This is a genomic window from Geodermatophilus sp. SYSU D00703 (genome assembly GCF_054050155.1).
On record NZ_JBJGYU010000014.1, the window covers coordinates 26,703 to 41,524 of the forward strand.

Annotated in this window: 16 protein-coding genes; 5 read left to right on the plus strand and 11 right to left on the minus strand. The window is 74.1% G+C overall.

The features are described 5' to 3' along the window. Positions 1-9 precede the first annotated feature (9 nt). Genes ispG through dxr form a run of 3 tightly spaced genes read right to left on the minus strand, consistent with a single transcriptional unit; the run spans position 10 to position 3,808 of the window. Entirely contained in the window at positions 10-1,182 is a 1,173-nt protein-coding gene (gene ispG / locus ACI782_RS14755) for a flavodoxin-dependent (E)-4-hydroxy-3-methylbut-2-enyl-diphosphate synthase (protein WP_456910444.1), read from the minus strand. 60 nt (positions 1,183-1,242) lie between these two features. After that, the gene (locus tag ACI782_RS14760; RefSeq protein WP_456910608.1) at positions 1,243-2,610 is read right to left on the minus strand and encodes a M50 family metallopeptidase; all 1,368 of its coding nucleotides are present in this window, start codon (positions 2,608-2,610) and stop codon (positions 1,243-1,245) included. A gap of 1 nt (position 2,611) precedes the next feature. Beyond that, complete coding sequence (gene dxr, locus ACI782_RS14765; protein WP_456910446.1) at positions 2,612-3,808, minus strand: 1-deoxy-D-xylulose-5-phosphate reductoisomerase; 1,197 nt, start codon at positions 3,806-3,808, stop codon at positions 2,612-2,614. Between the two features lie 77 nt (positions 3,809-3,885). On the opposite strand from dxr, the gene ACI782_RS14770 reads away from it, so the two are divergent. Next, on the plus strand, positions 3,886-4,212 hold the full coding sequence (locus tag ACI782_RS14770) for a DUF2631 domain-containing protein (protein WP_456910448.1): 327 nt from the start codon (positions 3,886-3,888) through the stop codon (positions 4,210-4,212). 53 nt (positions 4,213-4,265) lie between these two features. Here ACI782_RS14770 and ACI782_RS14775 read toward each other — a convergent pair whose 3' ends face one another. Next, positions 4,266-4,994 (minus strand): VIT1/CCC1 transporter family protein, encoded by a 729-nt coding sequence (locus ACI782_RS14775; protein WP_456910450.1) that lies wholly within the window; start codon positions 4,992-4,994, stop codon positions 4,266-4,268. Further along, positions 4,991-6,217 carry a 23S rRNA (adenine(2503)-C(2))-methyltransferase RlmN gene (gene rlmN, locus ACI782_RS14780; RefSeq protein ID WP_456910452.1) on the minus strand — a complete coding sequence of 409 codons (1,227 nt, stop codon included), beginning with the start codon at positions 6,215-6,217 and terminating at the stop codon, positions 4,991-4,993. The genes ACI782_RS14775 and rlmN overlap by 4 nt, the downstream gene beginning before the upstream one ends. 33 nt (positions 6,218-6,250) lie before the next feature. Between rlmN and ACI782_RS14785 the strand changes: the two genes are divergently transcribed. From ACI782_RS14785 to ACI782_RS14795, 3 genes are all read left to right on the plus strand, one after another. Next, entirely contained in the window at positions 6,251-6,898 is a 648-nt protein-coding gene (locus ACI782_RS14785) for a TrmH family RNA methyltransferase (RefSeq protein ID WP_456910454.1), read from the plus strand. A 136-nt stretch (positions 6,899-7,034) separates the two neighbouring features. Then, entirely contained in the window at positions 7,035-7,811 is a 777-nt protein-coding gene (locus ACI782_RS14790; RefSeq protein ID WP_456910456.1) for a polyphosphate kinase 2 family protein, read from the plus strand. Further along, positions 7,808-8,893 (plus strand): GNAT family N-acetyltransferase, encoded by a 1,086-nt coding sequence (locus ACI782_RS14795; protein ID WP_456910458.1) that lies wholly within the window; start codon positions 7,808-7,810, stop codon positions 8,891-8,893. Before ACI782_RS14790 ends, ACI782_RS14795 begins: the two co-directional genes overlap by 4 nt. Before the next feature lie 8 nt (positions 8,894-8,901). Here the strand turns inward: ACI782_RS14795 and ACI782_RS14800 are convergent, their stop codons facing one another. The 5 genes from ACI782_RS14800 to rpsB all read right to left on the minus strand — a co-directional run bounded on the left by ACI782_RS14800 (position 8,902) and on the right by rpsB (position 13,439). After that, a complete protein-coding gene (locus ACI782_RS14800) occupies positions 8,902-9,942 on the minus strand; it encodes a phosphatidate cytidylyltransferase (protein WP_456910460.1) in 1,041 nt (346 codons plus the stop codon). A gap of 22 nt (positions 9,943-9,964) precedes the next feature. Continuing rightward, positions 9,965-10,522 (minus strand): ribosome recycling factor, encoded by a 558-nt coding sequence (gene frr / locus ACI782_RS14805; RefSeq protein ID WP_456910462.1) that lies wholly within the window; start codon positions 10,520-10,522, stop codon positions 9,965-9,967. 73 nt (positions 10,523-10,595) lie between these two features. Beyond that, positions 10,596-11,381, minus strand: a complete 786-nt coding sequence (gene pyrH / locus ACI782_RS14810) for a UMP kinase (RefSeq protein ID WP_456910464.1) — start codon at positions 11,379-11,381, stop codon at positions 10,596-10,598. Between the two features lie 198 nt (positions 11,382-11,579). Further along, entirely contained in the window at positions 11,580-12,395 is an 816-nt protein-coding gene (gene tsf / locus ACI782_RS14815; protein ID WP_456910466.1) for a translation elongation factor Ts, read from the minus strand. A 117-nt stretch (positions 12,396-12,512) separates the two neighbouring features. Beyond that, positions 12,513-13,439: a 30S ribosomal protein S2 gene (gene rpsB / locus ACI782_RS14820; protein ID WP_456910468.1), complete on the minus strand. Its 927-nt coding sequence runs from the start codon at positions 13,437-13,439 to the stop codon at positions 12,513-12,515. 309 nt (positions 13,440-13,748) lie between these two features. On the opposite strand from rpsB, the gene ACI782_RS14825 reads away from it, so the two are divergent. Then, the gene (locus tag ACI782_RS14825; protein WP_456910470.1) at positions 13,749-14,243 is read left to right on the plus strand and encodes a M23 family metallopeptidase; all 495 of its coding nucleotides are present in this window, start codon (positions 13,749-13,751) and stop codon (positions 14,241-14,243) included. A 10-nt stretch (positions 14,244-14,253) separates the two neighbouring features. On the opposite strand, the gene ACI782_RS14830 is transcribed toward ACI782_RS14825, so the two are convergent. Beyond that, positions 14,254-14,703 (minus strand): thiol-disulfide oxidoreductase DCC family protein, encoded by a 450-nt coding sequence (locus ACI782_RS14830; protein WP_456910472.1) that lies wholly within the window; start codon positions 14,701-14,703, stop codon positions 14,254-14,256. Positions 14,704-14,822 lie beyond the last annotated feature (119 nt).

Here is a 14,822-nt window from a genome sequence, read left to right on the forward strand (position 1 = left end):
CTGCGTCGGTCAGCTGACGGTGACGACGGGGCCTGCGGGGACGCCGTCCTCCGCCTGCTCGCCGGCAGGCATCTGGGCGGCCAGGTGCATGGCCTCCTCGATGAGCGTCTCGACGATCTGCGACTCGGGCACGGTCTTGATGACCTCGCCCTTGACGAAGATCTGCCCCTTGCCGTTGCCGGAGGCGACCCCGAGGTCGGCCTCGCGGGCCTCCCCCGGGCCGTTGACGACGCAGCCCATGACCGCCACGCGCAGCGGCACCTCCAGCCCGTCGAGCCCGGCGGTGACCTCGTCGGCCAGCCGGTAGACGTCGACCTGGGCCCGGCCGCAGGACGGGCAGCTCACGATCTCCAGGCCCCGCTGGCGCAGGTTGAGCGACTCGAGGATCTGGGTGCCGACCTTGACCTCCTCCACCGGCGGGGCGGAGAGGGAGACGCGGATGGTGTCGCCGATGCCCTTGCTGAGCAGGGCGCCGAAGGCGACGGCGGACTTGATCGTGCCCTGGAAGGCCGGCCCGGCCTCGGTGACGCCGAGGTGCAGCGGGTAGTCGCACTGCGCGGCGAGCAGCTCGTAGGCCCGCACCATGACGACCGGGTCGTTGTGCTTGACCGAGATCTTGATGTCGCGGAAGCCGTGCTCCTCGAACAGCGAGCACTCCCACAGCGCCGACTCCACCAGCGCCTCGGGGGTGGCCTTGCCGTACTTGGCGAGCAGCCGCTTGTCCAGCGAGCCGGCGTTCACGCCGATCCGGATGGGGATGCCGGCGTCAGCGGCGGCCTTGGCGATCTCGCCGACCTTGTCGTCGAACTTCTTGATGTTGCCGGGGTTCACGCGGACGGCGGCGCAGCCGGCGTCGATCGCGGCGAACACGTAGCGCGGCTGGAAGTGGATGTCGGCGATCACCGGGATCTGCGACTTCGCCGCGATCGCCGGCAGCGCCTCGGCGTCGTCGGTGTCGGGGACGGCGACCCGCACGATCTGGCAGCCGGCGGCGGTGAGCTCGGCGATCTGCTGCAGCGTGGCGTTGATGTCGGCGGTCTTGGTCGTCGTCATCGACTGCACGCTGACGGGGAAGTCGCTGCCGACCCCGACGCCGCCGACGTCGAGCTGGCGGGTCTGCCGCCGGGGGGCGAGGACGGGCGGGGGCGCAGCGGGCATGCCGAGACTGACGGGGGTCGCCATGACACCCAGTATCGCCCGGCGTGCACCGTGGTGCCGCCGCCGCGGCTGTGACCCGCGCCGTTACTGCAGCGTGATGGGGTTGACGATGTCGGCCACGAGCAGCAGCCCCGAGAGCACGATGAACAACCCCGCCACGACGTAGGCCACGGGCATGAGCCGGGCGATGTCGAACGGTCCGGGGTCGGGGCGTCCGCGCAGCCGGGCGACGGTCGCCCGGGCCTTCTCGTAGAGCGCGCCGGCGATGTGCCCGCCGTCCAGGGGGTAGATCGGCAGCAGGTTGAACAGGAACAGCACCAGGTTGACGCTGGCCAGCAGGCTCAGGAAGAAGCTGACCTTCTCCGCGCCGGAGAACTCCTGGATGGCGAAGACCTCACCGGAGATCCGGCCGACGCCGACGACGCCGATCGGCCCGTTCTCGTCGCGCTCCTCGCCGAGGAAGGCCGCCCGGAACAGCTGTGGGACCCTCTCGGGGATCTCGACCAGCCGCTCCACCGAGTTGACGACGATCTGGCCGAAGTAGCCGGGGACGGCGCTCCACGACTGGCGGGCCAGCTCCACGGTCGGCGAGACCCCGAGGTAGCCGGCGGTCGTGGTCTCCTCGCTGCCGGCCTCGACGTAGACGGTGTTGGCGATCGGGGTGACGGTGAGGTCGCGCCGCTCGCCGTCCCGCTCGATGGTCAGCGCCAGCTCCTGGCCGGGGTGGCTGCGGATCGCCTCCTGCACCGCCGTCCAGCTGTCGTAGGCCGTGCGGTCCAGCTGCTGGCCGCCGATGGCCACGATCGTGTCGCCCGGGCGCAGGCCCGCGGCGGCCGCGGGGCTCTGCTGCGGCTCCGCGCAGCCGCTCGCGCCGGCCTCGCACAGCTGCCCGTCGGCGGTGATCGGGACCGAGCACGGGTCCTCGGCGGTGGCGCTGGCGGCCCCGGCGGGCAGCACGCAGGCCGGCACGTCGCGCACCGTCGTCGTCAGCACGCTGGTGCCCACGGCGGTCAGCGTGACCGTGAAGAAGACGACCGCCAGGACCAGGTTGTGGAACGGCCCGGCGAACATGACGATGACCCGCTGCCACCAGGGCTTGGCGTAGAACACCCGCCCGGCGTCGCTGGGGCGGACGTCGTTGAGCGCCTGGCCGCGGACCTCGGCGATGAAGCTGCGCATCCGGGTGGCGCGCTTGCTCTCGCCCTCCTCGGCCGGCGGGATCATCCCGACGATCCGGATGTAGCCACCGAGCGGGACGGCCTTGATGCCGTACTCGGTCTCGCCGCGGCGCCGCGAGAACACCGTCGGACCGAAGCCGACCATGAACTGCGGCACCCGCATGCCGAACCTGCGGGCCCAGTGGAAGTGGCCGTACTCGTGGAAGCCGATGGAGAACAGCAGGCCGATCGCGAACGCGACGATCCCGAGGACGGTCAGGAGGAACCCGCTCAGCTCAGCCTCCGGCGATGACTCCCCGGGCGTGCTCCCGGGCCCACTTCTCCGCCGCCAGGACGTCGTCGACGGTGGTGGGGGCGCCGAGGTCCGGCGCGTCGTCGAGGGTACGCGCGACGAGGTCGACGATGCCCCGGAACGACAGGCGACCCGCCAGGAACGCGGCGACCGCCTCCTCGTTGGCCGCGTTGTACAGCGCCGGGACCACGCCACCCGCCTCCCCCGCCGACCGGGCCAGCGCCACGGCGGGGAACGCCTCGTCGTCCAGCGGCGCGAACTCCCAGGTGCTGGCCGTCGCCCAGTCCAGCGCCGGCTGCACGTGCGGCAGCCGGTCGGGCCAGGCCAGCGCGAGCGCGATCGGCAGCCGCATGTCCGGCGGGCTGGCCTGCGCGATGGTGGCGCCGTCGGCGAAGGTCACCATCGAGTGCACGATCGACTGCGGGTGCACGACGACGTCGACGTCGGCGTAGGGGACGTCGAAGAGCAGGTGCGCCTCGATCAGCTCGAGGCCCTTGTTGACCAGCGTCGCGGAGTTGATCGTGACGACCGGCCCCATGTTCCACGTCGGGTGGGCCAGCGCCTGCTCCACGGTGACGCCGTCGAGCTCGGCGGCGCTGCGGCCGCGGAACGGCCCGCCGCTGGCGGTGAGCACCAGCCGGGCGACCTCGCTGCGGGCGCCGCCGCGCAGGCACTGCGCCAGCGCCGAGTGCTCGGAGTCCACCGGCACCAGCTGGCCCGGCGCCGCGGCCGCGGTCACCAGCGCCCCGCCGGCCACCAGCGACTCCTTGTTGGCCAGCGCGACGGTCCGCCCGGCGGCGAGCGCGGCGAGGGTGGGACCCAGGCCGATGGAGCCGGTGATCCCGTTGAGGACGACGTCGGCGGGCCGGGCGGCGAGCTCCTCGGCCGCGCGCGGTCCGGCGAGGATCTCGGGGAGGGCGAACCGGCCGGTCGACCAGCCGCGCTGGGAGGCGGCGGCGTAGAAGGCCAGCTGGAGGTCCTGGGCGGCGGTGGCCCGCGCGACCGCGACCGTGCGGACGCCGAGGGTGAGGGCCTGCTCGGCCAGCAGTCCGACGTCCCCGCCCCCGGCGGCCAGCCCGGTGATCCGCAGCCGGTCGGGGTTCTGCTCGGCCACGGCGATCGCCTGCCGGCCGATCGAGCCGGTGGACCCGAGCACGGTCACCTCGCGCAGGTCGCTCACAGGTGCATCCTCCCCGAGGTCGGCGCGCCGCCCTCCCTCGGGCGGTGCGCGGGAGACCCTCCTGCCAGAATGGGCCCGTGAGCGAGCAGACCCACCGCGAGCGCATCGCGACGGACCACCCCGCGACCGAGCGGGTCAACCAGCCCGGGCGCGAGGAGGCGGTCGTCCGCCACGACGCACACGCGGTCGAGCACGAGCGGCCGGAGGAGTGGGGCTGGCACGGCGAGACCGGCCGCGCCGGCCGGATCGCCTCGTGGGTCGCGATCCTGTTCCTGGCGGCCTACCTGATCGGCAACCACGAGGGCCGGATGGAGGACTACTGGCTCGTCGCGCTGGTCGCGATCATGATCATCATCAAGGTGATGGACTACTTCCGCCGGAAGAACGCCTGGCGCAGCCAGTAGGGGGAACCCGTCCTTCTCACGCCTCGCGCGGTCGGCGCGAGCCTCGAGCCGACTCAGGAGACGGTGACGCCGATCGCCACGCCGATCGCGTAGGTGATCCCGGCGGCCAGCGCCCCGAAGAGGAACTGGCGCGCGGCGGCGGACCACCACGGCCGCGGGGTGAAGCGGGAGGACAGGGCCCCGGCGGAGGCCAGCCCGATCCCGCCGCACAGCAGCGCCACCCACAGCAGCGAGGCGCCGAACAGGTACGGCAGCAGCGGCACCGCTGCGCCGGTCGCGAAGGTGAGGAACGACGAGACCGCCGCCGTCCTCGGCGAGGGCTTCTCCTCGGGGTTGAGCCCGATCTCGGCGACGACGTGCAACCGCAGCGCGACGTCGGGGTCCCGGTGCAGTTGGACGGCGACACGCTGCGCGAGGTCGGCGTCGACGCCGCGCACCCGCAGCATCTGCACGAGCTCGGCCAGTTCCCCACGGGGGTTGCGCTCCATCTCGCGGCGCTCCTTGGCGACCTCGAGGTCGAGCTGCTCGTTCTGCGTCTTCACGGAGGTGTACTCGCCCAGCGCCATGGAGATGGCGCCGGCCACCAGGCTGGCCGTCCCGGCGAGCACGATGGCCCGCGGTGCCGCCCCGCCGCCGCCGACGCCGGCGACGAGCGCGGTGTTGGTCACCAGCCCGTCCATGGCGCCGAAGACGGCCGCCCGCAGCCAGCCGCCGGAGACGTCGGCGTGGATGTGCTCGTGGGCCTCCGCCGACGGCGCCGTCGGCTCGGCCCGGTCGCTCACTCGTCCGCCTCGTCCGCCTCGGCGCCCAGCTCGACCGGCGGCTCCAGCGACGGCTGCGGCACCGCGACACTCGGGACGCCGAGAAGGACCCCGTTCTCCTCATCCCTCGCACGCTCGGGACGGGGCCTCAGATCCGCCGCGGCCAGCTGGCCGCAGGCGCCGTCGATGTCCTGCCCGCGGGTGTCGCGGACCGTCGTCGGCACGCCGGCGGCACGCAGCCGCCGGACGAACTCCCGCTGCGCCGGCAGGGGGCTCGCGTCCCACGGGCTGCCCGGCGTCGGGTTGAGCGGGATGAGGTTGACGTGCGCGCGGCGCCCGGCGAGCAGCCGGCCGAGCAGGTCGGCCCGCTCCGGCTGGTCGTTGACGTCGCGGATGAGGGCGTACTCGACCGAGTACCGGCGGCCGGTGCGCTCGGCGTAGGCGTCGGCGGCGGCGACGACCTCCTGGACCTTCCAGCGGGTGTTGATCGGCACGAGGGTGTCGCGCAGCTCGTCGTCCGGTGCGTGCAGGCTGACCGCCAGGGTGACGTGCAGGCCCTCCTCGGTGAGCCGCCGGATCGCCGGGACGACGCCCACGGTCGAGACGGTCACCGAGCGCTGCGAGAGCCCCAGCCCGTGCGGCGCCGGCGTCACCAGGGCGTCGACGGTCTTGCGCACCCGCGCGTAGTTGGCCAGCGGCTCCCCCATGCCCATGAAGACGACGTTGGACAGCCGCCCGGGCCCGCCGGGGACCTCCCCGCTCGCCATCGCCGCGGCGGCCGCGACGGCCTGGCCGATGATCTCGGCGGCGGACAGGTTGCGGGTGAGCCCGCTCTGACCGGTCGCGCAGAAGGGGCAGGCCATGCCGCAGCCGGCCTGGCTGGAGATGCAGACGGTGGCGCGGTCCGGGTAGCGCATGAGCACGCTCTCGACCAGCGCGCCGTCGTGCAGCCGCCACAGCGTCTTGCGGGTGCGCCCGCCGTCGGCGGACTGGTGGCGCACCGGCGTGAGCAGCCCCGGCAGCAGCGCGCCGGTGAGCGACTCGCGGACGGCGGCGGGCAGGTCAGTCATCTGCGCCGGGTCGGTGACGCCCCGGTAGAAGTGCCGGGACAGCTGGTCGGCGCGGAAGGCCGGCTGGCCGAGCTCGGTCACCGCCGCGCGCGCCTCCTCGCGGGTGAGGTCGGCGAGGTGGCGGGGCGGCTTGCCCCGGCGGGGGGCGTCGAAGACCAGGGGCAGGGCAGTCATGGCGTCCTCCATGGTCCCACTAGCGTCGGCCGGGTGACCGAGGCCGAGAGGGAACTCACCCCCGTCGACGGCGTGGGGGTCGGCCCGTGGGAGGGGCCCTGGCCCGAGGACCCGCGCTACGACCCCGAGCTGCTGGCCGGCGGCGACCGCCGCAACGTCGTCGACCGGTACCGGTACTGGACCGTCGAGGCGATCGTCGCCGACCTCGACCAGCGCCGGCACCCCTTCCACGTGGCCATCGAGAACTGGAAGCACGACCTCAACATCGGGACCGTCGTCCGGACGGCGAACGCCTTCCTCGCCGAGGCCGTGCACGTGGTCGGACGGCGTCGCTGGAACCGGCGGGGGGCGATGGTGACCGACCGCTACCAGCACGTGCGGCACCACCCCGACGTGACAGCGCTCGCCACGTGGGCGCGGGCGGAGGGGCTGCCGCTGTTGGCCGTCGACAACCTGCCCGGGGCGCGGCCGCTGGAGACCGAGCCGCTCCCCCGCGCCTGCGTCCTGCTCTTCGGCCAGGAGGGCAGCGGGCTGACCGACGAGGCGCGCGCGGCCGCGGACGGGGTGCTGTCGATCGCGCAGTTCGGCTCCACCCGCTCGATCAACGCCGGCGTCGCCGCCGGGATCGCGATGCACGCCTGGATCCGGCTGCACGCGATGACATCGTCATCCTCCGGATGACACCGCGGCCGGGTGCCGTCCCCGGCCGCCGCTGAGCCCACCCGGCCGCTCGTCGGGGGCCCTCCGGGCCCACTCCTCCCGCCCACCTGCCACCTCGTCTCGTGCCGCACCGGCGCTGTCGTGCCAGGCTCCGGCCATGAGCCGTCTCGCGGAGGTCGACCTCGACGCCCGTCTGTCCAAGGGCGACGCCAAGGAGCAGCTCGCCCAGGCCCAGCGGCGGCTGGTGCACCTGCGCCTGCTGCTCGGCGGGCAGATCGGCATGGGCGACCTCGGCCCCCCGCTGTGCGTGCTCTTCGAGGGGTGGGACGCCTCGGGCAAGGGCGGCGCGATCAAGCGCCTGGTGGAGCCGCTCGACCCCCGGCACGTCCGGGTGGCGCAGTTCGCCGCGCCCAGCCACGACGAGAAGCGGCACCACTTCCTGTGGCGGTTCTGGCCGGTGCTGCCCGGCTGGGGCGGCATGGCCGTCCTGGACCGCACCTGGTACGGCCGCGTCCTCGTCGAACGGGTGGAGGGGTTCGCCACCGAGGAGCAGTGGCGCCGGGCCTACGCCGAGATCGTCGACCTGGAGACCACGCTGGCCGCCGAGGGGATGGTCCTGGTCAAGTTCTGGATGCACGTCTCCCCCGACGAGCAGCTGCGCCGCTTCGAGTCCCGCCGCGACGACCCCTACCGCGCCTGGAAGCTCACCGACGAGGACTGGCGCAACCGCGAGAAGCGGCCGGCCTACGAGGCCGCCGTCGAGGAGATGCTCCAGCGCACCGACCACCCCGGCGGCCCGTGGCACGTCGTCCCCGCCGACGACAAGCGCACTGCCCGGGTCGCGGTGGTCCGCACCGTGTGCGAGGCGGTCGAGGCGGCACTGGCCGAGCACGGCATCGACCCCGACCCGCCGCTCGACGGTCCCGGCTGGTGACCGTCCTCCTCCACCTGACCGAGGCCGCGGCGTGGCGTGCCGCCCTGGACGCCGGTGCCCTGCGCCCGCCGTCGCTGGCCGACGCCGGCTGCGTCCACCTGTCGACTCCCGAGCAGGTGCACCTGCCCGCGCAGCGGCTGTTCCCGGGCCGCCGCGACCTGGTGCTGCTCGCCGTCGACCCCGCGCGCCTGGCCGACCCCCTGCGCTGGGAACCGGGGCACCCCGAGGACCCGCCCGGCACGCGCTTCCCCCACCTCTACGGACCCCTGCCGACGTCGGCCGTGGTGGCGGTCGTGCCGTGGCGGCCGCCGGCCGAGCCGGTGTTGCCGACGCCGGACGACGCGCTCGGCCGCGCCGTGGCGCTGCAGACCTCCCTGGCGGTCCGCCGGGCTCCCGAGGTGCGCGACGTGCCCGGCGGGGTGCTGGTGGCCGATCCGCGCTATCCCCACTCCCGCGACGACAACACCCTGCTCCTGACCGCGCCGGTGGACGCCGCGGCCGTCGAGCGGGCGGCCTTCGAGTCCGGGTTGCCCATCCCCGCCGCCGTCCTGCGCTGGCCCGACGCGGGGAGCGTCGCCGCCGAGCTGGCCGGCCGCGGCTGGGAGGTCTCCGAGCTGCTGGTCATGGGCCGCCCGGCCGCCCCCCTGGACGGTGGCGCCCGGGCCGAGGTGGTGGACCAGCGGGAGCTGCACGAGCTCTGGGACCGGTCCTGGCGACGCGACCTGCCCGCCCTGCCGGAGCTCGACGAGGTCGTCGCCCAGCTCGTCGGGCGTGAGCACCGCACCGGGGCGGTGGTGGCGGTGACCGACGTCGCGGTCCGCGAGGAGGGACACCTGGTGGCCGCCGGTCAGTTGCGGGTCGACGGCGCGACGGCCGCGATCGAGTCGGTGATGACCGAGCCGCACGCCCGCGGCCGCGGGTACGGCGACGCCGTCCTGGCCCGGCTGGTCACGCTGGCCGCCGAGGCCGGCTGCGACCTCGTCGTCCTGGAGGCGCACGCCGGGGACTGGCCGCGGCACTGGTACGCCCGCCGCGGGTTCGCCGTGCTCGGGTCCACCTGGGACGTCGGCCGCGGCGGCTGAGCGCGGGCTCAGACGGGGGCGACCCAGGACAGCAGCAGGTAGGCGACCGCGGCCGAGGGCAGCAGGGAGTCCAGCCGGTCCATGATGCCGCCGTGGCCGGGCAGCAGCGTGCCCATGTCCTTGATGCCGAGGTCCCGCTTGATCAGCGACTCCCCCAGGTCGCCGACCGTGGCCGTGACCGCCAATGCCGCGCCGAACAGCACGCCGCCCCACCAGGGGCCGTCGAGGGCCAGGGTGACGATCGGCGTCGCGATCACCACGCAGGCGAGGATCGACCCCGCCATCCCCTCCCAGGACTTCTTCGGGCTGACCGACGGCGCCATGGGGTGCTTGCCGATCAGCACCCCGGCCGCGAAGCCGCCGACGTCGTTGCCGACCACTGTGGCGATGAACGCCAGCACCCGCGCCACGCCGTCGTCGGGCACGAGCAGCAGGACGGCGAACCCGGCCAGCAGCGGCACGTAGGCGGCGACCAGGACGCCGGCGGAGGCGTCCCGGAGGTAGCCCTCGGGGCCGTCGCCGAGCCGCCACAGCAGGACGGCGAGGACGGTCAGCAGGAACCCGACGACCAGCCCCGCCGCGCCGCGGGTCCACGCCAGCCCCAGCATCGCCACCGCGCCGACGACCACGGGGGGCAGCGGCGCGCGGGCCCCGCCGGCCTCCACGGCGCGGGTGAGCTCGACGATCCCGACCAGGATCGCCGCGACGAGGACCAGCAGGAACGCCGGTCGGTAGACCAGCAGCGAGCCGACGATGACCGCGCCGAGCCCGACGCCGACGCCGACGGCGGCCACCATGTCCCGGCCGGCCCGGCCCTGCTTCCGCGCCGGGGCGGCGGGAGCGTCGGGGTCCGGTGCGTCAGGGGCCGGCGCGCCGGGGTCCGGAGCCGGACCCGGGGCGCCCGCCGCCGGGGCCTCTACGGTCGCCGGCTCGGCGACCGGCACCTGCGCCGTCCGCCTCTCGCGGGCCGGGCGAGGCTGCGGCGGCGCGGGCGGGGTGGGGCGCGGGCCGGCGACGGGGATCGGCCCGGTGTCGGGGTCGGGTGTCATGAGCGGGAGGACCCGGGCGAGCTCAGACCTCGAGCAGCTCGCCCTCCTTGTGCTTGACCGCCTCGTCGATCGAGTGCACGTGCTTGGCGGTGAGGTCGTCGAGCTCCTTCTCCGCGCGGCGCACCTCGTCCTCGCCCGCCTCGCCGTCCTTGGCGATGCGGTCGAGCTCCTCCTTGCTGCGTCGCCGGATGTTGCGGATGGCGACCTTCGCGTCCTCACCCTTGGACCGGGCCATCTTGACCAGGTCGCGGCGGCGCTCCTCGGTCAGCTGCGGGAAGACCACGCGGATGATCTGGCCGTCGTTGGTCGGGTTGACGCCCAGGTCGCTGTCGCGGATGGCCTTCTCGATGGCCGACAGCTGCCCGTTGTCGTAGGGCTTGATGACCGCCATCCGCGCCTCGGGCACGGTGATCGACGACATCTGCGGCACCGGGGTCGGCGCGCCGTAGTAGTCGACCAGGATCTTGTTGAACATCGCCGGCGCGGCCCGTCCGGTGCGCACCGAGCCGAGGTCCTCCCGCGCGACCGACAGGGCCTTGTCCATCCGCTCCTCGGCATCGAGCAGGGTGTCGTCGATCACGGGTCTCTCCTCCTGGGGCGGCGTGTGCTGCATCGCCGGTGTCACGGGGGTCTGCTGGCTGGGTGTGCGCCGGTCAGGCCGGGTCGCTGATCAGCGTCCCGATCTTCTCACCTGCGACGGCACGGGCGATGTTGCCGTCACGCAGCAGGTTGAAGACGACGATCGGCATGCGGTTGTCCATGCACAGGCTGATCGCGGTCGCGTCGGCCACCTTCAGCTGCTTGGCCAGCACCGTCGCGTAGTCGAGGTGGTGGTACATGACCGCCTCGGGGTTGGTGCGCGGGTCGTCGTCGTAGACGCCGTCCACCCCGTTCTTGGCCATCAGCAGCACCTGGCAGCCGATCTCGAGCGCCCGCTGCGCGGCCACCGTGTCGGTCGAGAAGTACGGCATGCCGGCCCCGGCGCCGAAGATGACCAGCCGGCCCTTCTCCAGGTGGCGGACCGCCTTGCGGGGGATGTAGGGCTCGGCGACCTGTCCCATGGTGATCGCGGTCTGGACCCGCGTCTCCAGGCCCACCTGCTCGCAGAAGGCCTGCAGCGCCAGGCAGTTCATGACGGTGCCGAGCATGCCCATGTAGTCGGCGTGCCGGCGGTCCATGCCCGCCTGCGACAGCTCGGCGCCGCGGAAGAAGTTGCCGCCGCCCATGACGACGGCCACCTGGGTGCCGCCGTGGACGACCTTGGCGAGCTGCTCGGCGATGCTCTGCACGGTGGCCGAGTCGACGCCCACCTTGCCGTTGCCCATGGCCTCGCCGGAGAGCTTCAGCAGGACCCGCTTGTAGCCCGTGTCGTCGGCGGGCTCGAAGGCGGAGGGGGCGGACAGCGGCACGGTGTCGTTCGGCGCGGCGGTGTCGGTCAACGGTTCATCCCTCGCTCGGCGGCGTTCCCCTGATCCTGCCGCATCGGCTCAGCGGCTCTCTCTCGGGCAGGGGTACCCACGGTGCCACCCCGGACAGACCACTGGCCCCGTCCCGGGGTCGGGACGGGGCCAGTGGGAGAGGACGCTCCTGCCCTCCGCCGCTCGCGTGCTCGCGGCGGGACCCTGCAGGAGGGCCGGCTAGGCCTGGCCGACCTCGAAGCGGGCGAACCGCTCAACGGTCAGGTCGGCCTCGTCGAGGATCTGCTTCACCGTGCGCTTGGGCTCGGTGATCGACGGCTGCTCGAGCAGGACGAAGTCCTTGTAGAAGGCGTTGACGCGGCCCTCGACGATCTTGACGATCGCCTGCTCCGGCTTGCCCTCCTCCTTGGCGGTCTGCTCGGCCACGCGGCGCTCGGTCTCGACCGTCTCGGCGGGGACCTCGTCGCGGGACAGGAAGCGCGGGCGCGCGGCGGCGATGTGCATCGCCAGGCTGCGGGCGGCGTCCTCGCTGCCACCGGAGTACTGCACGGCGACACCGATGGCCGGCGGCAGGTCGGTGGCCCGCTTGTGCAGGTAGGTGGAGGTGGTGCCCTCGAAGACGGCGAACCGGCTCAGGACGAGCTTCTCGCCGATGCGGGCGGACTCGCCCTCGACGAGCGCGGCGACGGTCTGGCCGTCGACCTCGGTGGCCAGCAGCGCCTCGACGTCGGCCGGCTTGTGCTCCAGGACGATGTCCAGCAGCCGCTCGGCGAGCTTGACGAAGTCGGCGTTCTTGGCGACGAAGTCGGTCTCGCAGTCGAGCTCGAGCAGCGCGCCGTCCTTGCTGACGACGACACCGTTGGTCGTCGAGCGCTCGAGGCGCTTGCCGACGTCCTTGGCGCCCTTGATGCGGAGGAGCTCGACGGCCTTGTCGTAGTCGCCCTCGGCCTCGGTCAGCGCCTTCTTGCAGTCCATCATCCCGGCGCCGGTCGCGTCGCGGAGACGCTTGACGTCGGCAGCGGTGAAGTCAGCCATGTCACTTCCCTCTGGGGTCTGGGTGGCGGTGGTGCGGAGAGTCAGTGAGGTGCCGGACGGCAGGCCCCGTCCCGGGTCTCACCCCGAGCGTGCGAGAGGTGAGGGACGGGTCCTTCCTCAGCCGTTCTGGGCGCCCTGCGTGCCGGTGGCGGTGTCGCCGGTGGCGGGCACGCCCTCGACCGGGGCGACGTCGCCGGCGGTGACCGTGGGCGCGGCGGCCGGGGTCTCGGGCAGCTCGGTGGCCGCGGCCTCACCCTGCTGGCCGGTGAGCAGCTCGCGCTCCCAGTCGGCCAGCGGCTCGTCGCCGCCGATGACCTGCTCGCCGCCGTCCGCACGACCGGCGTTGGCCTGCGCGGCCGAGCGGGCCATGAGGCCCTCGGCGACGGCGTCGGCGACGACGCGGGTCAGCACGGTGATGCTGCGGATGGCGTCGTCGTTGCCCGGGATCTTGTAGTCGACCTCGTCGGGGTCGCAGTTGGTGTCGAGGATCGCGACGACCGGGATGTTGAGCTTGCGGGCCTCGCCGACGGCGATGTGCTCCTTCTTGGTGTCCACGATCCAGATGGCGCTGGGCACCTTCTGCATGTCGCGGATACCGCCGAGGCTGCGCTCCAGCTTGGCCTTCTCGCGGGTCAGGCCCAGCTGCTCCTTCTTGGACAGGCCGGCCATCACGCCGGTCTGCTCCATGTCCTCGAGCTCCTTGAGGCGCTGCAGCCGCTTGTGGACGGTCGAGAAGTTGGTGAGCATGCCGCCCAGCCAGCGCTGGTTGACGTAGGGCATGCCGACGCGCCGCGCCTGCTCGGCGACGACCTCCTGCGCCTGGCGCTTGGTGCCGACGAACAGGATCGTCCCGCCGTGCGCGACCGTCTGCTTGACGAACTCGTAGGCGTTGTCGATGTACCCGAGCGTCTGCTGCAGGTCGATGATGTAGATGCCGTTGCGCTCGGTGAAGATGAACCGCTTCATCTTCGGGTTCCAGCGACGGGTCTGGTGCCCGAAGTGGACGCCGCTGTCGAGCAGCTGCTTCATGCTGACGACTGCCATGGCCGCAGCCCTTCTGTCGCGCGCGGTCGCCCGGCGGCCGCGCTCCTCGGTTGTCGCGGGCACCGGGTGGTGCGCCGCCCTGGCGTCCACGGGCGCCACACCACCCCGCGGGGACTCCCACGGGGACCGAGGTGGCGACCGACCCACTGGCTGCAGCGGGTGCGAGGACGCGCGAAGTCGACCCGCGTCGAGGCGGATCGCGCCCCACAGCATACGCCTCGCGCGGAGGCGCCTTCCCCAGCAGCCGGGACCGTCCACAGCCCGCCGTCGCACCGCCCGTGCGCGCCGCTCCGGGCGCAGGCTCCCGCCGTGCGCCGCCTCGCCCTCCTGCTGCTCGCCGTGGCCCTCGTGGTCGGCCCCGCTCCCGCCCTCGCCGAGCCGTCGCCTCCTCCGTCCCCCGCGCTGTGGGTGCGGCCCCTCGACGGCGCGGCAACGCGGCCGTTCGAGCCGCCGCCGGGCCCGTACGCCGCCGGTCACCGGGGCGTGGACCTCGCCGGGGGGTCGGGCTCGGTCGTCCTGGCCGCCGGGGACGGCGTCGTGGCGTTCGCCGGGGTGGTCGCCGGCCGGCCGGTGGTGAGCGTCGACCACCCCGGCGGCCTGCGGACGACGTACGAGCCGGTCGCGGCGACCGTCGGCGCGGGCCAGGCGGTGGCCCGGGGCTCGCCGCTGGGCACGCTGGCCGCGGGGCACGCCGGCTGCCCGGTCGCCGCGTGCCTGCACTGGGGGCTGCGCCGCGGCGAGACCTACCTGGACCCGATGGGGCTGCTGGAGCCGCCGGAGGTGCGGCTGCTGCCGCTCGGGTGACCGGCCGCGGTCACGGGGCCGGGTTGCTGCCGTCGCGCCGCGGCCGGTCGGCCTCCGGCTGCGGGACGGCGCAGGCCGCGGTGCCGCCCGGCAGCCGCATGCGGTTGGCCGCGACCAGCCGGTAGACGCCCCGGGCCAGCCAGGACAGCGGGGGCACGCGCAGGGCGACCCCGATCAGGGCCCACGGTCCGCCGGCCGCCCGGAGGGCCTCGGCCACGGCACGGGCACCCCCGGACACCCGGCCGGACCGGGACACCCAGAGGACCTCGCGCCGCGCACGCGCCGGGGTGACGCCGATCGCCGCCAGGTCCGTGGTCTGCCACGGGGTCACCGCGGCGTCCCGCGGCAGGAGGCGGCGGGCCACCTCGGCGGCGCGGGTGCAGAAGCCGCAGTCGCCGTCGTAGACGAGGGCCGGCGCGGGCACGGGGTGCGTCAGGCCATCACTGCGGCGCGACTCCATGCCCTGGGAAGCTCCTCGCTGCGATGCTCCCCGGGCCGTCGTCACGCGACTGCCATGACGTGGCTCCGCGCCCGGGTCCGCTCCTCGCTCGTTCCTCGCTGCGATGCTCCCCGGGCTGG